The sequence below is a fragment of the Candidatus Methylobacter favarea genome (assembly GCF_902806695.1).
GTDB classification, from domain to species: Bacteria; Pseudomonadota; Gammaproteobacteria; order Methylococcales; family Methylomonadaceae; genus Methylobacter_B; species Methylobacter_B favarea.
This window is the reverse complement of the sequence record NZ_CADCXN010000097.1, coordinates 1-21,290: the sequence shown is the minus strand read 5'-3', so window position 1 is coordinate 21,290 and position 21,290 is coordinate 1. Positions and strand designations below refer to the sequence as shown.

Here is a 21,290-nt window from a genome sequence, read left to right as displayed (position 1 = left end):
TCAATTACCTATCAAACATCGTGGCCTGTTTAGTCGCTTATTCTTATCAAGAGAAAAAACCCGCTCTTAATTTACGCGATGCTGATTTATTGCCCTTAATCAGCAACTCTTAAACCGAACTGAGGTTGTTATAAGGTTATACTAGTGAGCTTATATCCGTTAAGAGTTTTTTCTGCGTTTCTTTCCTATTATCGAACCATTCATTACTCCATATACGAATGATATGCCAGCCCTTGTTTTCTAAAATTTTTTGTCGCCAAATATCATTAAGCCTAGCTGACCAGCTACTATGATACTGCCTACCATCACATTCTATACCGCATATATATAAGCGGTTACCTACATCATTTTTCACACCTAAATCAATTCGGAAACCGCTTTCACCAATTTGATAATCCACATGAAAGCCATGTTCCCGTAAGAATTCGGCGACATCTTCCTCAAAATAAGAATCGGGTTCGCTGCCCGTTGCTGATTGTTGAAATTTTGCGTTTAGACTAAGCAAGATCAATTGAGCCGCCTTTTTATCACCTAAGCTAATTGCTCGTGCATAGCACATGTATTTCCAAAACCAATAGTTTTCACTGTCCTCACGCTGGTTATCGTTGGATATGCCATCAATATTTAGTGATGAATAAATAATCATGCCTAATTTTGCACGGGTAATCGCTACATTCAAGCGTTTCCTGCCTTTTTCCTTTTTGGTAATTGCGCCAAAATTTTTTCTTACGCCGTCGTAAACGGTTGATAGGATGATTATGTCCCGTTCGTCACCTTGGACATGTTCAACACTGCGCACAAAAAATCCAATATCTTCACCGTCTTTCGTTCTGTTTCGCTCTTCCTCCAGACGGTTGGCAAATTGAGGATTTAATTGAGCCTCTTCAAACAATAAATCATCTATGATGTCTTTTTGTTTGACATTAAGCGTGATGACACCCAGCGATAAAGCGTTTTGCTGTTGCCAGATTTCTTTTATCCGTTTCACAACTTCAAAGGCTTCTACGTCATTAGCGCCTAATTTGGCTTGTGCGTTTTCAACCTTATTCACTTCAATAGGCGCTTTGATGATGTCCGGTAATTTCTTATTGCTACTCGCCGCGATTAATTTGCCGTCATAAAAAGCATGGTTCGAAAAGTCGATAAGTTCTTTAAATTCAGAACGATAATGTACCGACAACATGGAGTGGTTGGGATTGCCTTTTTGCACCGAATATTCAGCCGCTTCCAATAAGCAATACTCGCCTTCTGCAGCAATCAGTCGATTTTTGTCTGCGGCCGATACATCATCTTCTTCCACGACATCATCTGTATTAGTATCATCGCCTAATGACATAAAAAAATCAGAAGGCGGCATTTGTTGGGTATCGCCTGAGATAAACGCCGCTTTCGAGCGGTATAAAAGGGGTAAAGCATCCGCCATAAACATTTGCGAAGCCTCATCAATAATCACCAAATCGTATAAATTTACTTTTAAATCCAAAACCGAGCTGACCGTTTCAGGATTCGTCAATAACACCGGATAAATTTCGTGAAGCTCTTCAAAACCTACTGTATATAATTTACGCAACGATGTTTTTGTTGTTCTAGCCGACTTTCTAAGGCGCAGCAAGTCCATGTTTTGCAATTTGTTTCTTGCGGATACTCTATTGCTGAATTTCGCCAGAATATGCTCGATATCCTTCTTGCGTTTTTGCTCAACAACGGTAGCGAGTTTGCTTTTTTGCTGTTCAAAAGAAATTTTTGAAACTGAATGCTGAGAAATTAGATCATCAAGCCAGGCCTGGATGCTAAAACATTCAATTATTTCCGGCCAAGCCAAAAGTTGATTAGCCGAATTTTTAAGTAAAAAATCAAATACCTCTAAATGCTTCAATTTATCTTGGATATGGAGAATGTGTTCAATATAACCACTAAACTTTAGTAATTGTTGATAATGCTCTATGGCTTTACCTGTGTGAATGGCAGTTAAAACCGTATCAACATACTGTATAGTTAACCAATTTTTTAACTTTTTTGTATCAACTGAAAGCTGTTTGAAGTTTTTATAGGTTTGGTGATAGTCACCTGACAAAAAATTTGGATAATAAGTGTCTGCCCAGCGATGTTCGGCTAGCCATGCAAGATTTGCAGAATAAAAATAAGCATTTTTGTTTTCCAAGTCGTGTGACAGGGAAACTAAGCGATTAAGTAAAATTTTAATTTCGACTACATGGGTCGGCGGGTTTTGAAGGTGTATCCAAGGGTTTTCTTGATAATGGCAAGCTTGATAGTGTTTTATAAATTCCCTTGTTTCATTAATTAATTCTTTAAGGTCATCCTTGTTATCTGGCAACAGCGCATTTTGTCGGCAATGTTGATAAGTTAATCGCAAATATTCATAAACGTTGATCCCTTTTTGATTTAACTGATGTAATTTTGCTTTTAAATTTCCATAAGTTAAACGTTGTCCTTGATCAGTATTCGTTAAAAATTGATTAGATTTATCTAAATAATCTTCGCAGTTTTTTAAAATTTCACTCGTTGTCCGGCGTTCCACATCAATTTGCGAAAATCCTTTTATTGCCAAAGAATTCAGTTCTATATCGCGAATAGATTTGATAAGCCGCATCCTGTCTTTTTGCACATCATCAATTAGCTGCAAAAGTTCGCCTAATCCATTAGCCGTTAAACGCTTTTTTAAAACTTCTAAAGCCGCCTTTTTTTGGCAAACCACCAAGACTTTTTTTTGCCTGGCAAGGGCATCGGCAATCAAATTTACAATCACTTGCGATTTACCTGTGCCGGGCGGTCCTTGTAAAACCATTAAGTCAAACTTGCGGGTATTCCATAAAACAGACTCTTGACTATGATCAGAATCGGTCACTAGCCATTTGTCATTTTCGTCTGGATGAGTGACGGGTTGTTTTGTGCTTAATTGACGAGGGCTTAAAAAATAATTCAAAATCTGGCTGTCGTTTAAGTTAGCATTGAATAATTCTTCTAATTTATCCAAATCATCTAATAAGGCTTGGCCTTTTATGGGCATATAGCCGATTATTGCACTGGATATAACTCTAGGTTTAATGAACGTCTTAAACTCATCTTTGCTGGGAATAGGGTGGACTTCAGTCTGATCTAAATCGCTAGCACATTTTGTCCATGTAGCCAATGCGGCTTGGGTTTCGGCTGAAATATTAGCCCACGTTAATTCCTCAGCATTTTCCCATTGCAAATGGACATTTTTTTCGTGTGCCAACCAGACTTGCAAAATCCGATTCAAGTGCGGTTCTAAGACAATGTTTTCTTCGTCCCTTACCCGATCAAAAATAATCGAGCTAGCCGTGACTTTGCAGGATATCGCCCATAAAAACAACGGGGATAAATAATATTTATTTGATTCAGGATCAGAAATAGCAATGAAGGGATAACCTAAATAAAAACTGAGTTGTCCTGTAGAGTGAAAATAATCATCGGCTTCATTTTTAATTTTGGTGTATCTTGCCAAATTCTTTTTGTGAGCATTAAATATTTCAACTTTTTTGGGTTTTGATGCTAATAAATTTTGTAACACATCAAGTGAGGAGGTTATCTTGATATTTTTTTCAAACTCCAAACCTATTTTTACTAATTCTGTTAAATCTCCTCTATAAGTATTTGGAGTGCATTTTAGTAAGGGATTGCGAGAAATTAATCGTTTAATAAAATGCTGGCGATGGTCTTTTAGAATATCGTTTGCTTTCATAAAGATTTTATTAAAATGACAGCCGAGGTAGCTAAGATGGTAATTTGAAAGATAGAAAAAACTAAAAACCAGACAGAAAATTTCTTTCCCATTTTCAACTGTGTATTTTTAATTTCTTCAATTTGCTGATTAATTAAGGAGTATTTACTTTCAAATAACTTTTCCGTTTTTTCTTGCGAAATATTACTATCATTTTTTATAGTCGTAGTTGTTTTACTAATGTGTTCATTAATATTTTCTTCATTTATTTTTAATAATTGTTCCAATTTTATATCTGAGTCTTGATTTTTAGTTAATATAAAACTAACTGCTTTATTTAGCTGATCACTGACAACCGTTCCACTCTCCTTTAATAGGTTTTCTGAATCTTTGCTTTTTTCTAATAACATCCACAATAAAGCAGGAAAGAAATCATGTTCCGATGCTTCATTTCTCGCCAGAGTTTGAACAGAAGGTAATAATTTGTCTTCAAGTTGCCGCAGTATTCTCTCTTTTTCCATTTGAAAGCCTGTAAATTTAATGATATAAAAAATTAGATGTTATATAAACTTTAAGTGTTCTGCTAAAGGAAATTAAAAGCCCACAGCATAGAAGGAGTAATAAGTACCAAATCAAGTGCAATAAAAATAAAAAGGCATAATAAAAATATATTTGATCTCCTGAAAAATTGTCTCCTAATCCTACATGCCCGAAATATGAAAAAAGTGTGCATGGAAACTTAAAAGTTAACTAATAAATAGCCGTAGTAGCTTAAAACAAGAAAATTAGCTATCCACCTTAAGAAGCAGATTTATTTGTAAAGTGAAAAAATTTCCGATTATTCCAGCCATAATACCGATTTGAAAACTTGTCAGCCTGCTTAGGCCATGTAAGGTTGACTTGCAATACGGTATCTACGGCCCTCTCCTGCTATTATCTGAAGTCACCCCCTGAATGCTATCAGGCACTGTTTGCAAGAATGCTCACAGAAACGAGAAGACCAAGTTTTACAAGACTTTCAAAAAAAGAATTGCCTAAAGGGACTAAGGAGGGGACTTATGGATACGGCCAGCGCGGCATATCCTTCAGTAAACTCGGAAATAGCTTTGCGAAGAAAAGCAAGCAAAGCCGGTATAAAAAAATAGCTTAACTCGCCAAAACCACGCCGCAAAAAAGATAGAGAAGATTTGCTTATTCTATTTAAAACCCTATTAAAGCAGGCGTGAATCATTAATGGCACACGGTGTCTTTAAAAATAATTAGCCGAGCAGCAAAACAACGTCATGAGATTGCGGCACATTGGTTGTTCAATAAATCAGGCTGGCCTATCCGGTAAAACCAGGATAAATTTAAAGCTTCGCCGATTTCGGGCACAATAAAGCTATTGCCTCCCATTTACTCAGGCAAGATAATTTACCAGGTCTCAGGCTGATCGCTCAGGTTAATCATCTCATTCACATTGCCATCCGGAGGCTGAGGTTAATTATGACTGAAAAATATATCTATCCCTTCCAGAAAGGCGACGGAAAAAATAAAGCGCTGTTGGGCGGCAAAGGTGCAAACCTCTGCGAAATGACGCAGATCGGTCTTAATGTGCCGCCCGGATTTGTCATTACTACTAAAGCATGTCGGGATTATCTTGACAATCATCAATTACCAGAGGGTTTACTGAAAGACGTTAAAGCGCATATCGCCGAGGTTGAAGCCCGGACGGGTAAAAAGTTTGGCGACCGACATAATCCCTTGCTGGTGTCGGTGCGCTCCGGTTCTGCTATCTCAATGCCCGGCATGATGGATACAATTTTGAATTTAGGGTTGAATGTCCAAACCCTGGCAGGTTTGATTGAACAGACCGGCGATGCGCGCTTTGCCTATGATGCCTATCGGCGTTTTATCCAATTATTCGGTAAGGTTGCCTTGGGTATTGATGATGAAAAATTTGATCTGCATTTCGCCGCCATCAAGAAGCAAGCCGGAGTTAAAGCCGATGTGAGCCTGGATGCCGATCATTTGCGTCAAATCAGTGAACTGTTTCTCCAGGTCGTTCTGGAGGAAACCGGCAAACCTTTCCCTGAAGATGTCTATGAACAACTGGAGTTGGCAATTAAAGCCGTATTCAATTCATGGATGGGCAAACGGGCAGTTGATTACCGGCGCGAATTCCATATCACACCCAACATAGCCAACGGCACAGCCGTTAATGTGGTCGCCATGGTGTTCGGCAATATGGGCAACGATTGCGCAACCGGTGTCGGCTTTACCCGCAATCCGGGCACCGGCGTTAATGAAATGTATGGTGAATACCTGGTTAACGCCCAGGGTGAAGATGTGGTCGCCGGCATTCGTACGCCAAAGCCGGTGCAGGAACTGGCTCATGAAATGCCGGATCTTTACCAGCAGCTGGTCGAATTGCGCAACAAACTCGAAGCGCACTACAAGGAAGTCCAGGACTACGAATACACTATTGAACGCGGCATATTGTATTGTCTGCAAACGCGTAACGGTAAAATGAACGCGCCCGCCATGGTGCGCAGCTCTGTTGATATGATGGCTGAAGGCCTGATCAGCAAGGAGCATGCCTTGTTGCGCATTAACCCTGAATTGCTTGAGCAGTTGCTGCATCCGCAACTTGATCCGGATCATAAGGCCCAGCCGGTGGCGCAAGGCTTGCCTGCTTCGCCGGGCGCCGCGTTCGGTAAATGTGTATTTGATGCCGACACGGCTGAATTAATGGGTCGCGCCGGAGAGATGGTCATTTTACTGAGAGAAGAAACCAAACCTGAAGACATTCATGGCTTTTTTGCAGCCCAAGGTATTTTGACCAGTCGCGGCGGTAAAACTTCGCATGCGGCCGTGGTTGCCAGAGGCATGGGCAAAGCCTGTATTGCCGGCGCAGAAGATATAAAAATAGATGTGCGCGCACACCAAGCGATTATCGGCGATCTGCATATTCGTGAAGGCGATATTATTACGCTTGACGGCAGCACCGGACTCATTTATTTAGGCAAAATCGCAACAATTGAACCTTCATTTTTCGAAGAATTAAAAACCTTGTTGGCATGGGCTGATGAATTTGCTGACTTGAAAGTTTATGCCAATGTCGATACGCCGGAACGCGCTCGCTTGGCAGTCAGCTATGGCGCGACGGGTATTGGCTTGTGCCGTACTGAACGGATGTTTAATGCGGCAGACCGCTTGCCATTGGTAATTGATATGATTCTGGCTGGCAGTACAGAAGCCCGCCGGCAAGCGCTGGAAAAATTATTCCCGATCCAGCGGGAGGATTTTAAACAGCTGTTTGAAGCCATGTCGCCTTATCCTGTCACCGTCCGGCTGCTGGATCCGCCGATGCATGAATTCCTGCCCGGCGAGCACCAGCTGGAGGACGAAATCAAATCATTAAATCTTTATAAAGTCATGATTCAGGGACAGCAGGTCACACTGGACACTCTGGGCTTGCAGGCATCATTACCGGCGCCGTTTACCCATTTGAATGAGGAAGTCATCAATAAAGCGATTGCCAAAAAGGAATTAATGCTGACGAAAGTAAAAGAATTGTATGAAGTCAATCCCATGCTCGGTCACCGGGGCGTGCGCCTGGGCATGTCGTATCCGGAAATTTACCAGATGCAAATCCGCTCCATTCTTGAGGCGGCGGCGCTCTGTACTCAACAAGGCATCCCGATTTTGCCAGAAATCATGGTGCCCCAGGTTATTACCGCGCAGGAATTGATAAAGGTAAAAATCTTCGTCGAGGAAATTCAACACGAAGTCGAATGCCGGTATGGCATTGCCCTGGAATTTAAATTCGGAACCATGATAGAAACCGTTCGGGCCTGTACCCGTGCCGGAGAACTGGCTAAAGTGGCCGAGTTTTTCTCGTTCGGCACCAATGACTTAACCCAGGCGACTTTCTCATTTTCACGCGAGGATGCAGAAAACAAATTCCTGCCGCTTTATAACGAAACCGGCTTACTTGAAGATAACCCGTTTGAAGTACTGGATGCCAAAGGCGTCGGTCAGTTAATGAAAATGACCATTGAGGCAGGACGCTTTACCCGGCCTGATATCAAAATAGGTATTTGCGGCGAGCACGGCGGACATCCGCAATCAATCCGCTTCTGTCATCATATCAAACTGGATTATGTGTCCTGTTCGGCGCCAAGAATACCCATTGCCAGACTGGCTGCGGCCCATGCAAAATTGCTTGAAGATGATTACCGGCTTAGTTAACCGGAAGCCTGGCAGCAGCGGTAAGGCCGTACAAATCAGCCCTGTTAAAAAATTAGCAAGGCCGTCAGCTGAATGAAGACCGAGTCCTACCGGCATGGAGCGCATGACCAATCTGTCTGGAACAGGTTGGCATTTACCCCATCGGGGTGCGGGGCAGGAAGCCCCGCATGACCAATCTGTCTGGAACAGGTTGGCATTTACCCCATCGGGGTGCGGGGCAGGAAGCCCCGCATGAATCCAGAAACCTGGTATGGCATGCGGGGGGCTTACATCCCTGTAGCCTTGACTTCACTGCCTCCCTGCGGTTCGGGCTTCGTCCTGTGCTGCGCATATCCAAATTCCTTTCAGGGGAGTTAGTCCGGCCCTTCATGCAGGAACGGCGGAAGAGGGCATATGTTACGAATTGGCTGAAGAGTCTTGTTAATCAGGAAAAATATTTTCTGCCAGAAAAAATGCATGGCTTAAAATGAATGTTATGCTTTTCGGGCTTTTGGTTCATTTTTAAACTTTCTGGATTTTTCAGAAAGCCTTTTTTACGCTGTATTTTATGATTAAAGGTTATAGCACGGTAGTCCATGTCTGAAATTTACTCGTTTGACCGGGATTCTTCCCTTGATTCCTTAAAGGTTCCGCCTAATTCCATACAGGCCGAGCAGTCGGTTCTGGGCGGCTTGATGCTGGATAATCAAACCTGGGATTCGGTCGCGGATAAAATCGTGGAAAGTGATTTTTACCGCACCGATCACCGGCTGATTTTCAGGACGATTGAACAATTGGCCGACAAACAGATTCCGTTTGACGTAATCACCATATCGGAGTCGCTGGAAGCCATAGGCGAGCTGGAAAACGCCGGCGGTCTGTCCTATCTGGGCATCCTGGCAAAGGATACGCCCAGCGCCGCCAATATCGTCACCTATGCCAATATTGTCCGGGACCGGTCGGTGCTGCGCCAGTTGATTCATGTCGGCACCGGTATCGCTGATTCGGCTTTTAATCCGGATGGGCGCGAAACGGCTGAACTGCTTGAAAATGCCGAACGCGAGGTGTTTAAAATCGCCGAACAGAGACAGCGCGGGCAGAGCGGCTTTATGCCGATCAAATCGCTATTGGCGCGCGCGGTCGATAGGATCGAAATCATGTTTGCCCAGGAAGGCTCGATTACCGGCGCCAGCACCGGCTTTACCGAGCTGGATAAATTGACCTCGGGCTTGCAGCCCGCCGATCTCATTATTGTGGCCGGCCGGCCTTCGATGGGTAAAACCACGATCGCCATGAATATGGCGGAAAATATCGCCATCAAGAGCGGCAGCCCGGTGGCCGTATTCAGCATGGAAATGCCCGGCGATGCGCTGGCCATGCGCATGATGTCGTCCTTGGGGCGCATCGATCAGCATAAAGTCAGAACCGGCAAGCTGGAAGATGACGACTGGCCGCGCCTGACCTCGGCGATGAGCCTGCTGGCTGAAACCAGGCTGTTTATTGACGATACGCCGGCCTTAACCACGACCGAAGTGCGTTCCAGGGCCAGACGCCTGATGCGCGAGCATGGCCAGCTGGGCCTGATCGTGCTGGATTATCTGCAGCTCATGCAATCGCCTTCCAGCGGCGATAACCGCGTGCAGCAGATTTCCGATATTTCCAGAGGCTTGAAGACCCTGGCCAAAGAGCTGAATGTGCCGGTGGTGGCGCTGTCCCAGCTGAACCGCAACCTTGAACAGCGGCCCAATAAACGCCCGCTGATGTCGGACTTGCGCGAATCCGGCGCTATCGAACAGGATGCCGATCTGATTTTGTTCGTGTATCGCGATGAAGTGTATAACGAGGACAGTCCCGATAAAGGCATGGCCGAGATTATTATCGGCAAGCAGCGCAATGGGCCGTTGGGAATAGTCAGGTTGACGTTTTTGGGACAATATACCCGCTTTGAAAATCATGCAGGCAACAGCTATGGCAATGAGGATTATGAATAAGCACAGGGAATATTGCTGCTCCGGAGCTCATCAATGACGCCGGCGGCGTATGCGGTGCTTAATCTGGAGGCTGTCCGGCATAATGCGCAAAAGGTGCGGTACTGCGCCCCTGATGCGAAAATCATGGCGGTCATCAAGGCGAATGGCTATGGCCACGGCTTGCTGCGCATCGCCGAAGCTCTACAAAATGCCGATGCCTTTGCCGTCGCCCGCGTTGATGAAGGGATTCGTTTGCGCAAGGCCGGGCTGAAAAACAGGATTGCTGTTTTAGAGGGATTTAGCTGCGCCGATGAGCTGGACGAATTGCTGCATTATCAACTGGATGCCGTGGTGCATTCGTTTACCCAGCTTGAAATTTTTGAAGCCAGGCCGGTGCCTTACAGGATAAATGAGCAAGAGAAAATCGCTGTCTGGTTAAAGCTCGATACGGGCATGAACCGGCTGGGGTTTAAAGCCAAGGATTTCAGCATTGCTTATCAGCGCTTAAACAAGTGTTCCCTGATAAAGCAGTCCATCAGTTTGATGACTCATTTAGCCAATGCCGATGATAAAACCGATGATTGCACGTTAAAGCAAATCAGTCTGTTCAACGATACCGTGACGCTTTTTCCGGGGCAGCGCAGCATTGCAAATTCCGCAGGTATTTTGGGCTGGAAGGAATCATTGACCGACTGGGTACGCCCCGGCGTTATGTTATATGGCATTTCACCGTTTCCGAATACAAGCGGCGCGCAGCTTGGACTAAAGCCGATAATGGGATTGCATTCACGGCTGATTGCCGTAAAGCCCATTGAAACAGGCGACAAAGTCGGTTACGGCGGCAGCTGGACATGCGCAAAGGCGACCACCTTGGGCATTGTCGCGATTGGCTACGGCGATGGCTACCCGCGTTATGCCAAACCCGGAACGCCGGTACTGGTTAATGGAAAACGCGCACCGCTTGTAGGCAGGGTTTCCATGGATATGATTACCGTTGATCTGGCAACGCAGCCCAGCGCAAAGCCCGGAGATCCCGTAACCTTATGGGGCGAAGGTCTGGCTGTCGAAGAGATTGCCCGATGCGCCGATACCATACCTTATACCCTCGTATGCGGAATTACCTCTCGGGTGCAAATTGTTGAGGAAGTTGCCTTGTTGCAGGAGCAAAAAGTTAGCTGATTACTTACAAGTTTCAGCTAACGTAGTCGTCGTTCGTCGGGTAATCGTCATACCGGCATGGACTGCCGGACTAATTCGCCGGGAGCGAATTTGGACGTGCGCAGCACGGGGCGAAGCCCGAACCGCAAGGAGGCGGTGAGCAATCCAGAATACAGGGATGTGGTTCTTCGCTAAAGTAATGAATGCATTCGCGTCCTTGCAGCCTAGACCCCGGCAATCCCTGCCGGGGTGACGTTCCTTGGGGGGGATTCGTGGGGTCATCAATGTTTCGATTTTAGCTGAAGCTTGTACATACTCAGGAAAGATTATGGCCTAACAGGCCTGGACCTGGCAGTGAAGATCAAGATAATCCCAAACAATAATTCACCCGCTAAATTAACGCGAAGCAGTTCACATAATCAGGCGCATCGTAAAGAATCCATTAAAGTTTCAAAACTGCCGGACGCTAACCAGGACAGGTGGGGGAGCTATCAACGATAAGGAACCCGTAGTTATACAGCCCGGCAGGATTGCCTGAACGGGTTCAACCAGGAGAGCTGTCATGGCACAAATAATCAATACCAATATTTCTTCATTAAACGCCCAACGTAACCTGAATACATCCCAGAGCTCGCTGGCTACTTCCTTGCAACGCCTGTCTTCCGGTCTGCGCATCAACAGCGCCAAGGATGATGCAGCCGGTCTTGCCATTAGCGAACGCTTTACTTCGCAAATCCGCGGCTTAAATCAAGCGGTCCGTAATGCCAACGATGGCGTTTCGCTGGCGCAAACCGGCGAGGGCGCATTGTCTTCTGCAGGCGATTTGCTGCAACGTATTCGCGAACTGGCGGTTCAGTCGGCCAATGCCAGCAACTCGGCCAGCGACCGCCAATCGATTCAGAACGAAGTAGGGCAGCTCGGTCAGGAACTGGACAGGATAGCGACTACGACCCAGTTCAACGGCAAAAACCTGTTTGACGGCTCATTCGGAACAGCAAGCTTTCAGGTAGGCGCTAACGCCAACCAGACGATTACCGCGAGCACGGCAAATCTTCGCACCACCAATTACGGCAATAATCAGGTTGGCGCAGCCGGCGCGGGCCTGGGCGCAGGCGCAAAGGTTGCAGCAGGCGGAGCGTTGGAAGTAACCGGTCTGACTGCAGGCACCTTTGATATTAACGGTTTTATCGGTTCAAAAACCGGTGTCGCAGTTGCTGCTACCGACAGCGCGGCTTCTCTCGCTCTTAAAGTGAATAACGCAACCGGCAGCACCGGCGTCACGGCAACAGCCAAGACCGATGTAGGGTTGACGTTTAGTGCGGCGGGCGCCTATAACCTGAAAGTCATCGGCGATAACTCTACTGCGGAGACTGTTACCTTCAGTCTCTCTGCTGCGGGAACGGCGGATGGTCTCTCTGCGGCTGTCACAGCCTTCAACGACAAATCCGCCAAGACTGGCCTGGTGGCGTCATTGAACAGCGCTAATAGCGGAATTATTCTGACCAGCGCGACAGGTGCTAATGTGCATCTGCAAGATACTGTAACGGCAAATGCCGGTGACGTAACAGTGCAAGGCTTAAAAGCCGATCAAACCACCAGTCTAGGAGCAGCCGTTATCCTGACTACTGACGCAGTGGCAGATGGTGTTGCCGTAGCAGGCCAAGTGACATTCGATTCTGAAAAATCGTTTTCCGTCGTACAGGCTGCAGTGGGCACCAACTTTCTTGGGGCAGTCGGTGCGGCGACAGTGGGGTCTACGTTGAATACTGTTTCCACCCTCGATGTCACTACTTTCCTGAAGGCGACTGATGCCATCAAGACAGTTGATTCGGCGCTGGCATTAATCAATGGCGAACGGGCAAAGTTTGGCGCCCTGCAAAGCAGATTCGAGTCAACTGTCACTAATCTTCAAACGACCAGCGAAAACCTGAGCGCTTCACGCTCGCGCATCCGCGATGCTGATTTTGCCCAGGAGACAGCCAACCTGACACGCGGCCAAATCTTGCAACAGGCGGGCACGGCGATATTGTCCCAGGCCAATCAATTGCCGAATAACGTATTAAGTCTTTTAAGATAATTAATGAAATTGATGCCTGGTTTTAACCGGGCATCAATTTTTTCTGCAACTGGTGAGAGAGGTCAAAATGGAGATTAATGCATACCATCCAAAACCGACGTCCGCTCCTGTATTTTTGAAGACAATTAATACCGAACAGCCTGCTGATCCATCGGCTCAAAGTGCGCAGGATTCAACCGGCAAGGCAGAAGTCCAATCAGCTGCGACTGGAATTTCTGCAATTGCTCAAGCAAAAAAGTCTGATGATTCAGAAAACGATCTTCAACAAGCAGTCAGTAAATTAAATGAATTTGTTCAAACGATACAGAGAAATTTGCAATTTACTGTCGATAAAGAAAGCGGTACGCTGGTTGTCAAGGTAATTGATTCTAAAAGTGAAAAGGTAATCCGGCAAATTCCCACTGAAGAAACGCTCAGGCTGGCTCGCACCCTGATGGAACAGAAGGACGAATTGGCGTTTAATATTTTCAGTTCAAAAGCTTAACAAGATTAGCAAGGTTCGGCAGCTAAATGAAAGCGGCGTCTTTCCGGCAGGAAATGCCTGACCGGGGCAGGCTCTGCCGGAACGACGGAAGAAGATATATTTTACAAGAGAGCTGAAGTTTTCATTAAATACTTATAATTAAATCAGGAGACAGGCAATGGCTGCAATTACATCGGCAGGGGTTGGCTCTGGCATAGATATAGAAGGTTTAATAACAAAACTGGTGGCTGCGGAAGGACAACCGGCGACAAAGCGGCTGGATACTAAAGAGGCCGGGCTGCAAGCTGATTTGTCGGCTTTAGGCTCTGTTAAAGGCGCCTTGTCGTCTTTCCAGACCAGCCTGCAGGGATTAAAAAATGCGTCTGCGTTTCAGGCTCGTACAGCCACTTCCAGCAACACTGATTTATTTACTGTTTCAGCAAACAGTTCTGCTGTTGCCGGCAGTTTTTCAGTGACAGTCGATCAACTGGCGCAGGCGGCAAAAGTGCGTTCAATTGATTTTACCAGTGATACGGAAGTTGTGGGAGCAGGCAGTTTAGCTATAGGATTGGGCGCAGCCAATTTTACAATTGATGTTGCCGCCGATACTACACTGGCCGGTATTCGCGATGCCATCAATCAGGCAAGCGATAATCCGGGCATAAAAGCCACTATTATCACGGTTGACAGCGGCTCTCAACTGGTGCTGACCTCGGATAAGGTAGGTGCTGACAATGCCATAACCATTGCCGCAACGGATGCCGATGCGCTGGATGGCAAGGATTTGACCAGGCTGGCGACCGCCAATCTTATTTCTGTTCAGTCCGCCCAGGATGCAATTATTCATGTCGATGGCCAGCAGGTTACGCGCAGCAGCAATAGTTTGTCCGATGTGATTCCGGGAGTCACCCTTTCTCTTGTAAAAGCGGATGCAAGCAAAACGGAATCGCTGAGTGTTGATCTGGATAAGAGCTCCGTGAAGTCAAAAATTGATGATTTTATTAAAGCTTATAATGCGTTGGCTGAGACCCTCGGCAGCTTATCCAAATATGATGCCGCCACCAAGACGGGCGGTCCGTTATTGGGCGATGCAACCTTGCGCGGCATACAAAATCAGATTCGGCAGGCATTATCAAATCCTGTTCAGGGCGCGGCAGATTTTTCAAGCTTATCTGAAATCGGTGTTACCAGTAGTAAAACCGGTGCGCTTGAGCTTGATGCCGCCAAGCTTGATAAGGCTTTATCATCGAATTTTGATTCGATTTCCAAATTATTTTCAGGCGAAAATGGCTTGGCTAGCCGCTTTGACAGCGTCATAAATAATTATCTGTCCGCTGAAGGTGCGCTTTCGTCCCGCTTGGATGGCGTCAATAAGCAGATTAGTAATATTTCTGATCAGCGGGATCGGCTCAATACCCGGCTAACGGCCATAGAATCGCGTTATCGCAAGCAATTTACGGCAATGGATGCTTTGGTTGCACAGTTACAATCCACAGGCTCTTTTCTTACCCAGCAATTAAGTAATTTGCCGGGAGCATCATCGTCAAAATCTTAGATATGCCGTGATCTGGCTGGTTATTTTTGTAAATTCGGGTAAAGTTTTTAATCAAGCTGACGATAAAAAAGTCAGTTCCGGTTAATGGATCAAGTCCAATAGTAATGAGGATATATATCAAATGAAAGCTGTGTCAGCAATGAAACAATATCAACAAGTGGGCGTTCACAGCGGCATAATGGATGCATCTCCCCATCGCCTGGTGCAAATGCTGATGGAAGGCGTTTTGGAAAAAATTGCGCTGGCAAAAGGCAATATAAGCCGTAATGAAATCGCCTTTAAAGGTGAAAATATTGGCAAAGCTATTGCTATCATTGGTGGTTTACAGGGCTCGTTAAAGGTAGAGGCTGGCGGCAGCCTGGCGGAAAACCTGAATGATCTGTATCACTATATGAGTACGCGCCTGGTTATTGCAAACAGCCGCAGCGATGAAAGCATTCTGGATGAAGTCTACAACTTAATGATGGAAATTAAATTGGGCTGGGATGCAATTCCCGAGGCTTTAAAAAATTAGCCCCGCTGCTGCAAACCAGTTGACAGCCAAACCCTTTTGTTTCTAAAAGAATTTTCAGAATGACAAATAAAATAACCGATCTTCAACAGTTAATAGCTCTTAGCCGCCAAATGCTGGAAAAAGCGGAGTCGGAATCCTGGGATGAACTGTTCGTGCTGGAAGAACAACGGCGTGCTCTGATCGGCTTATTTTTTTCGGAGCCTGTTCAGCAGCAATATGCAGAGGATGTTTCAGTTGGAATTCAGTCAATTATGACAATCGACCGTAAATTGATGGAATTGGGGTTGAGGAAAAAGCTGGAACTTGAACAGACGCTGCACCAGATAGACCAAGGTAAAAAGGCGGTTAAGGCTTATACGGACTGATCTTTTCGGGCAGCTTTTGCCACAAGCCAGGCTATCATCTTATGCAAGTGATTACCTCCTCCTGCCTCTAATAGAAAGCGCAAATGGCATGTCCCTAATTGTCAGGCGCTAACTTCAATTCCGTGCCTTGGCGCCTTTGTGATTTTCCTGAATTTGCGCTTTTTACCTGTGCAAAATAATTTCCAGAACCAGTTTGCTGCCGAAATAAGCCAAAAGCAGCGATACAAAACCGCAAAGCGTCCATTTGATTGCCGTGGGTCCTCTCCATCCGTAACGACGGCGGCCGATCAGCAAGCCTGAAAATATCAACCAGGCCAGAATTGATAAAACCGTCTTGTGCACCAGGTGCTGTGCAAACAGATCTTCTATAAATATAAAACCGCTGACCAAGGCGATGGTCAGGAAAAAAAGCCCTGCGCTCAGCATTTGAAATAACAGCGATTCCATTGTCTGCAAGGGCGGCAAGGACTGGATAAAACGCCTCGGAGTGTGGCTTTTTAACTGCCGGTCTTGAATGGCCAGCAAAATGGCTTGCAGAGCTGCGATATTTAACAGGCTGAAGGCAATAATAGACGTTAGAACATGAATGTTCATTTGCCAGTTGTGCGTATGCAGGGGATGGGGCTTTTCTGAAAAAGCCAAATTCAATCCCAGCATGAGGGCGGCAACCGGAAATACTGCTATACCCAGTTTTTCAACCGGTTGATTTAAGGTTGCCATCAACAAAAGCAGGGCTACTATCATGGAAACGAGCGAAGACGTGCTAAAAAAGCTAAAGCTGAAACCGTCATGCTGCTGGAAAACAATAGCGGTATACAGGATGTGAGCGCATACGGCCAGCCAGGCGAAATAAAGCGGTAGGCGCTGATTGCTGTGTTTACCACTATGGCGTGGAATAAGCAGAGCACTTCCAAGATAGGTGCAGATTGAAACGGTGGCGAGCGCGGTGGTAATCATGAGGTGCTGGTAAATCCCTAATCTATAGATAATATCGACAGGAGTTTTGCCGGAATTTAATAGTTTATCGAAGGTTGGCTAAAATAAGACGCTTTCGTGATTATCGCATTCACATCTCATAAGTATATGAGCCGGCTATATAAAATTTACTCGTATTTCGTCATTCCGTCCTGGAGCGCCTGAATTGAGTGCCCGTAGCTGGGACAGACTGTTACTGAACGCTTATAAGCGATTGCATCCTTGCGGATTTATTATTGCGAATGCAAAGGCTTTAAGGGGTATGGTAATATATCCTTTTGAATACTCCTAACGCATTTGCGTTGGCGGGATTTTCCTGAATTTAATCAAGATGCGGATATGTTTGATAATTTAACCGATCGACTAAGCAGTACACTTAAAAAAATCAAGGGTCAGGGACGGCTGACTGAGGACAATATCAAAGACACCTTGCGTGAAGTACGCATGGCGTTGCTTGAAGCTGATGTGGCCTTGCCTGTAGTTACGGATTTTATTGACCATGTCAGGACAGGTGCGTTAGGACACGAAGTTCAAGCCAGTCTTTCACCTGGACAAGCCATGATCAAGCTGGTTCAGTCCGAGTTAATCAGGGTGATGGGCGCGGCGAATGAGGGGCTTAACCTGAAAGCCAATCCTCCCGCGGTCATTTTAATGGCAGGTTTGCAGGGCGCTGGTAAAACCACGACGGTTGCCAAGTTGGGCCGCTGGCTGAAAGAAAATCAAAAGAAAAAAGTCGGCGTGGTCAGTGCCGACATTTATCGTCCGGCGGCTATCAAGCAATTGGAAATGCTGGCAAATGAGCTTTCTTTGGAGTTTTTTGACAGTAATGCCACTCAAAAACCGGTTGATATTGCCAAAAATGCAATTGACGCCGCCAGGAAAAAATTTCTTGATGTAATTATTATTGATACTGCGGGCCGTCTGCACATTGATGATGAAATGATGGCTGAGATTAAAGCATTGCATGCGGCAATCAATCCGGTAGAAACGCTATTTGTTGTTGACAGCATGACCGGCCAGGATGCGGCGATTACTGCAAAAGCCTTTAATGATGCATTGCCATTAACAGGGATTGTTCTGACCAAGGCGGATGGCGATGCGCGCGGCGGGGCGGCATTGTCCATCCGCCATATTACCGGCAAGCCCATAAAATTCATTGGCGTGGGTGAGAAAACCAATGCCCTGGAGCCTTTTTACCCTGATCGGCTGGCCTCCCGTATTTTGGGCATGGGCGACATGCTGGGTTTTATTGAAGAGATCGAGCAGAAAGTCGATAAAGAAAAGGCCGAAAAGCTGGCCAAAAAAATACAGAAAGGCAAAGGCTTTGATCTGGAAGATTTTCGCGAGCAATTACAGCAAATGCAAAGCATGGGCGGCGTCGGTTCCATGCTGGACAGGTTGCCGGGCATAAATACGATTTCCAGGGAAATGAAAGACAAGGTTAATGATAAGGAATTATCACGCCAGATTGCTGTTATTAATTCCATGACCATGCAGGAACGACGTTATCCCGACTTAATCAAAGGCAACCGGAAAAAGCGTATTGCTACCGGTTGCGGTCAGGAATTGTCGGATGTCAATCGCATTTTGAAGCAGTTTTTAACCATGCAAAAAATGATGAAGCGTTTCAAAAAAGGCAATATGGCCAATATGATACGCGGTATAAAAAGCAATATGCGCGGCATGAGAATGTAGTTTCACTTTTTTAACTGAAGACTTATGCAATAAAGGCAATCGGTTTTACTCAATTTATTCTTCACTTATAAGGAAAATCGCGTAGAATAGTTGGATTAAATTTTGACTAATTGTTTTTTAGAGGAAACTAATGGTAACTATTCGTCTTTCCAGAAGCGGCGCGAAGAATCACCCTTTTTATCACATTGTTGTAACGGATAGCAGAAGCGGTCGTGATGGACGTTATATCGAACGTCTGGGATTTTTTAATCCCTTGGCGCGCGGCAATGAAGAAAAATTGCGTCTGGACACTGATCGGGTTGAATACTGGAAGTCAAATGGAGCCCAGCCTTCCGAGCGGGTTGTAAAATTAATTAAAGACGCCTTGAAAGCTGCTGCATAAACTGATTTGCCGGAACAACACGATATAAATGTCGGAAGAATTTCCGGTGTTTTTGGAGTAAAGGGATGGGTGAAGGTATTTTCCTTTACTGATCCCAGAGAAAATATTCTCATTTATTCTCCCTGGCTGCTGAAGAAAGGCAGCGAAATCAGGCTGGCGGATATAGTGAATGGCAAGCCCCAAGGCAAGGCGATAATCGCCCAGCTTGAGGGTGTTAATGATAGAGATCAGGCAGCCAGTTTCATAGGTTGGGATGTGTTTATAAGGCATGAGCAATTGCCTGAAGCGGCTGATGGGGAATATTACTGGTCTGACCTGATCGGCTTGAAAGTTGAAACCATTGAGGGTGATCAATTAGGCATAGTTGACAGTCTGCTGGAAACAGGCGCTAATGATGTGATCATTGTTCAGGGAGAGCGGGAACGGGTAATACCGTTTATACAGGGACAAACTATAATTAATATTGATGTGGAAGCCGGCCGGATAATTGTCGACTGGGATCCTGCATTTTAATTAGAGCAGGATTTTAAATTACGACATGCGTTTTGACGTGGTATCGTTATTTCCCGAAATGGTGACAGGGGCTGCAGGTTACGGCGTAACAGGCAGAGCGCTGGAGCGGGGGATAGTTAGCTTGGCGGTATGGAATCCGCGGAACTATACGCGTGACCGGCACCGCACCGTTGACGACCGGCCCTACGGCGGCGGGCCCGGCATGGTAATGAAATATCAGCCCTTGCATGATGCAGTTAATGACGCCAGACAAGCAGGTCTTGAGACTAGAAAAGTAGTCTACTTGAGTCCGCAAGGCAGGCCCATTACCCAGAATTTGTTATCAGAGGCTAGTGATCTAGCGCAATTGATTTTGATTGCCGGTCGTTATGAAGGGATTGATGAGCGCTTTGTTGAACTGGACTGCGATGAGGAATGGTCCCTTGGCGATTATGTCATCAGCGGCGGTGAACTTGCCGCCTTGATAGTGATAGACGGGGTAACGCGTTTGCTGCCCGGCGTGCTGGGTGATGAAGAATCCGCACAACAGGACTCGCATATGGATGGTCTGCTGGACTTTCCCCATTTTACCAGGCCTGAACAACTTGAGGAAAGTTCAGTGCCGGATATTCTGATGAGCGGAAATCACGCGGATATAGACCGCTGGCGAATGAAGCAAGCCTTGGGAAGAACCTGGCAGAGACGTCCTGATTTATTGAAAAAAAAGAATTTAAGCGCAGAGCAGGAAAAGCTGCTGAAAGAATTTATAGTAGAATCAAATTAAGGTGTGGTAATGAGCAATATTATTGATGTATTGGAAGCAGAACAGCTGAAACAGATCCCTGACTTTAGCGCCGGCGATACTGTTGTTGTTCAGGTTAAGGTAAAAGAAGGCGACCGGGAAAGAATCCAGGCTTTTGAAGGCATAGTGATTGCAAAACGTAATCGGGGATTAAATTCCGCTTTCACGGTCAGAAAAATTTCCCACGGTACGGGGGTTGAGCGTGTTTTTCAAACACACAGTCCTGTTATTAGCGAAATCAATGTCAAACGCCGCGGCGATGTGCGTCGCGCCAAACTATACTACTTGCGGGATCTGACTGGTAAAGCGGCTCGTATTAAAGAGAAACTTTAACCGGTTTTTTGTTTTTATACCAGTTTTAAAGGCAGCGCGAGCTGCCTTTTTTATGCGTGGCGATAAATTAACCATAAAAAAGGGACAGAAGAACAGATATGAATCTTCATGTCCCGGGGGTAAATGAAGGGATTTTTAAGCCGGCTCGCTTAGGATGGCGTCAGCCGCTTTTCGCCTATTATGTAACCTCAGTTTGGTTTAAGAACCTGTTCACAATCTTTGATTGGCTGGATAATAGAGAGATAAGAAAAGTGTATCCCAGCGACATCAGTCGAGAACAATTTGAACACCTCCGGCCGTTGCTGGAAAGTGTCCGGAAGCAGACCAAGCCGCGCAGTGTCGATTTATACAAGGTTTTTTTGGCATCCTGTTTTTGCTGAAGAGCGGCTGCCAATGGCGCATGCTCCCAAGCGATCTTCCACAAGGGCGAAGCGTGTGCGCCTGCTTTGAAAAAGGGCGGTCATTGGCCCAAGACAGTACCAGTGTTTTGGAGCAGGCCTTAAAGAAATCAGGTGGGCGAGGTTCGATGCCAACAGGGGTGCGCCAGAACGCGCTTTATCATCGTCGACGCACAGCGTGTGAAGAACACCGATA

Annotated in this window: 16 protein-coding genes and 2 pseudogenes; 15 read left to right on the top strand and 3 right to left on the bottom strand. The window is 45.9% G+C overall.

The features are described 5' to 3' along the window. A pseudogene (locus tag HUX64_RS20510) lies at positions 1-113 on the top strand (IS982 family transposase); the annotation flags it as partial. Between the two features lie 23 nt (positions 114-136). Here HUX64_RS20510 and HUX64_RS15445 read toward each other — a convergent pair. Then, the gene (locus HUX64_RS15445; RefSeq protein ID WP_174627115.1) at positions 137-3,724 is read right to left on the bottom strand and encodes an AAA domain-containing protein; all 3,588 of its coding nucleotides are present in this window, start codon (positions 3,722-3,724) and stop codon (positions 137-139) included. Continuing rightward, entirely contained in the window at positions 3,721-4,224 is a 504-nt protein-coding gene (locus HUX64_RS15440; protein ID WP_174627114.1) for a hypothetical protein, read from the bottom strand. Before HUX64_RS15440 ends, HUX64_RS15445 begins: the two co-directional genes overlap by 4 nt. A 964-nt stretch (positions 4,225-5,188) precedes the next feature. Here HUX64_RS15440 and ppdK point away from each other — a divergent pair. From ppdK to HUX64_RS15400, 8 genes are all read left to right on the top strand, one after another. Further along, positions 5,189-7,936, top strand: a complete 2,748-nt coding sequence (gene ppdK / locus HUX64_RS15435) for a pyruvate, phosphate dikinase (RefSeq protein WP_174627113.1) — start codon at positions 5,189-5,191, stop codon at positions 7,934-7,936. A 575-nt stretch (positions 7,937-8,511) separates the two neighbouring features. Further along, positions 8,512-9,906 (top strand): replicative DNA helicase, encoded by a 1,395-nt coding sequence (gene dnaB, locus HUX64_RS15430; protein ID WP_174627112.1) that lies wholly within the window; start codon positions 8,512-8,514, stop codon positions 9,904-9,906. Between the two features lie 33 nt (positions 9,907-9,939). After that, positions 9,940-11,064 (top strand): alanine racemase, encoded by a 1,125-nt coding sequence (gene alr, locus HUX64_RS15425; RefSeq protein ID WP_174627111.1) that lies wholly within the window; start codon positions 9,940-9,942, stop codon positions 11,062-11,064. 541 nt (positions 11,065-11,605) lie between these two features. Next, positions 11,606-13,120, top strand: coding sequence for a flagellin N-terminal helical domain-containing protein (locus HUX64_RS20160; protein WP_174627110.1), 1,515 nt, complete (start codon positions 11,606-11,608; stop codon positions 13,118-13,120). Positions 13,121-13,187: 67 nt separating this feature from the next. After that, the gene (locus tag HUX64_RS15415) at positions 13,188-13,604 is read left to right on the top strand and encodes a flagellar protein FlaG (protein ID WP_174627109.1); all 417 of its coding nucleotides are present in this window, start codon (positions 13,188-13,190) and stop codon (positions 13,602-13,604) included. Between the two features lie 157 nt (positions 13,605-13,761). Next, the gene (gene fliD, locus HUX64_RS15410) at positions 13,762-15,138 is read left to right on the top strand and encodes a flagellar filament capping protein FliD (protein WP_174627108.1); all 1,377 of its coding nucleotides are present in this window, start codon (positions 13,762-13,764) and stop codon (positions 15,136-15,138) included. A 121-nt stretch (positions 15,139-15,259) separates the two neighbouring features. Next, positions 15,260-15,652 carry a flagellar export chaperone FliS gene (gene fliS / locus HUX64_RS15405; protein ID WP_174627107.1) on the top strand — a complete coding sequence of 131 codons (393 nt, stop codon included), beginning with the start codon at positions 15,260-15,262 and terminating at the stop codon, positions 15,650-15,652. Between the two features lie 59 nt (positions 15,653-15,711). Further along, positions 15,712-16,017, top strand: coding sequence for a flagellar protein FliT (locus HUX64_RS15400; protein WP_174627106.1), 306 nt, complete (start codon positions 15,712-15,714; stop codon positions 16,015-16,017). Between the two features lie 162 nt (positions 16,018-16,179). Here HUX64_RS15400 and HUX64_RS15395 read toward each other — a convergent pair whose 3' ends face one another. Continuing rightward, on the bottom strand, positions 16,180-16,974 hold the full coding sequence (locus HUX64_RS15395; protein WP_174627105.1) for a cytochrome C assembly family protein: 795 nt from the start codon (positions 16,972-16,974) through the stop codon (positions 16,180-16,182). 357 nt (positions 16,975-17,331) lie between these two features. Here HUX64_RS15395 and ffh point away from each other — a divergent pair, with 357 nt between their 5' ends. The 6 genes and pseudogenes from ffh to HUX64_RS15365 all read left to right on the top strand — a co-directional run. Continuing rightward, the gene (ffh, locus tag HUX64_RS15390; RefSeq protein WP_174627104.1) at positions 17,332-18,687 is read left to right on the top strand and encodes a signal recognition particle protein; all 1,356 of its coding nucleotides are present in this window, start codon (positions 17,332-17,334) and stop codon (positions 18,685-18,687) included. A gap of 130 nt (positions 18,688-18,817) precedes the next feature. Further along, on the top strand, positions 18,818-19,069 hold the full coding sequence (gene rpsP, locus HUX64_RS15385) for a 30S ribosomal protein S16 (protein WP_174627103.1): 252 nt from the start codon (positions 18,818-18,820) through the stop codon (positions 19,067-19,069). Positions 19,070-19,075: 6 nt separating this feature from the next. Beyond that, positions 19,076-19,582, top strand: a complete 507-nt coding sequence (rimM, locus tag HUX64_RS15380) for a ribosome maturation factor RimM (RefSeq protein ID WP_174627102.1) — start codon at positions 19,076-19,078, stop codon at positions 19,580-19,582. A gap of 25 nt (positions 19,583-19,607) precedes the next feature. Next, on the top strand, positions 19,608-20,345 hold the full coding sequence (trmD, locus tag HUX64_RS15375) for a tRNA (guanosine(37)-N1)-methyltransferase TrmD (RefSeq protein ID WP_174627101.1): 738 nt from the start codon (positions 19,608-19,610) through the stop codon (positions 20,343-20,345). 9 nt (positions 20,346-20,354) lie between these two features. After that, positions 20,355-20,696, top strand: coding sequence for a 50S ribosomal protein L19 (gene rplS, locus HUX64_RS15370; protein WP_174627100.1), 342 nt, complete (start codon positions 20,355-20,357; stop codon positions 20,694-20,696). 242 nt (positions 20,697-20,938) lie between these two features. Next, a pseudogene (locus HUX64_RS15365) lies at positions 20,939-21,290 on the top strand (transposase); the annotation flags it as partial.

Excerpts from the sequence above, each read along its gene's own strand:
- HUX64_RS15400 (WP_174627106.1), top strand. The coding sequence starts at position 15,712 with ATGACAAATAAAATAACCGATCTTCAACAGTTAATAGCTCTTAGCCGC.
- fliS (WP_174627107.1), top strand. The coding sequence starts at position 15,260 with ATGAAAGCTGTGTCAGCAATGAAACAATATCAACAAGTGGGCGTTCAC.
- ppdK (WP_174627113.1), top strand. The coding sequence starts at position 5,189 with ATGACTGAAAAATATATCTATCCCTTCCAGAAAGGCGACGGAAAAAAT.
- rplS (WP_174627100.1), top strand. The coding sequence starts at position 20,355 with ATGAGCAATATTATTGATGTATTGGAAGCAGAACAGCTGAAACAGATC.
- alr (WP_174627111.1), top strand. The coding sequence starts at position 9,940 with ATGACGCCGGCGGCGTATGCGGTGCTTAATCTGGAGGCTGTCCGGCAT.
- HUX64_RS15415 (WP_174627109.1), top strand. The coding sequence starts at position 13,188 with ATGGAGATTAATGCATACCATCCAAAACCGACGTCCGCTCCTGTATTT.
- HUX64_RS20160 (WP_174627110.1), top strand. The coding sequence starts at position 11,606 with ATGGCACAAATAATCAATACCAATATTTCTTCATTAAACGCCCAACGT.
- rpsP (WP_174627103.1), top strand. The coding sequence starts at position 18,818 with ATGGTAACTATTCGTCTTTCCAGAAGCGGCGCGAAGAATCACCCTTTT.
- dnaB (WP_174627112.1), top strand. The coding sequence starts at position 8,512 with ATGTCTGAAATTTACTCGTTTGACCGGGATTCTTCCCTTGATTCCTTA.
- HUX64_RS15445 (WP_174627115.1), bottom strand. The coding sequence starts at position 3,724 with ATGAAAGCAAACGATATTCTAAAAGACCATCGCCAGCATTTTATTAAA.
- HUX64_RS15395 (WP_174627105.1), bottom strand. The coding sequence starts at position 16,974 with ATGATTACCACCGCGCTCGCCACCGTTTCAATCTGCACCTATCTTGGA.
- ffh (WP_174627104.1), top strand. The coding sequence starts at position 17,332 with ATGTTTGATAATTTAACCGATCGACTAAGCAGTACACTTAAAAAAATC.
- fliD (WP_174627108.1), top strand. The coding sequence starts at position 13,762 with ATGGCTGCAATTACATCGGCAGGGGTTGGCTCTGGCATAGATATAGAA.
- trmD (WP_174627101.1), top strand. The coding sequence starts at position 19,608 with ATGCGTTTTGACGTGGTATCGTTATTTCCCGAAATGGTGACAGGGGCT.
- HUX64_RS15440 (WP_174627114.1), bottom strand. The coding sequence starts at position 4,224 with ATGGAAAAAGAGAGAATACTGCGGCAACTTGAAGACAAATTATTACCT.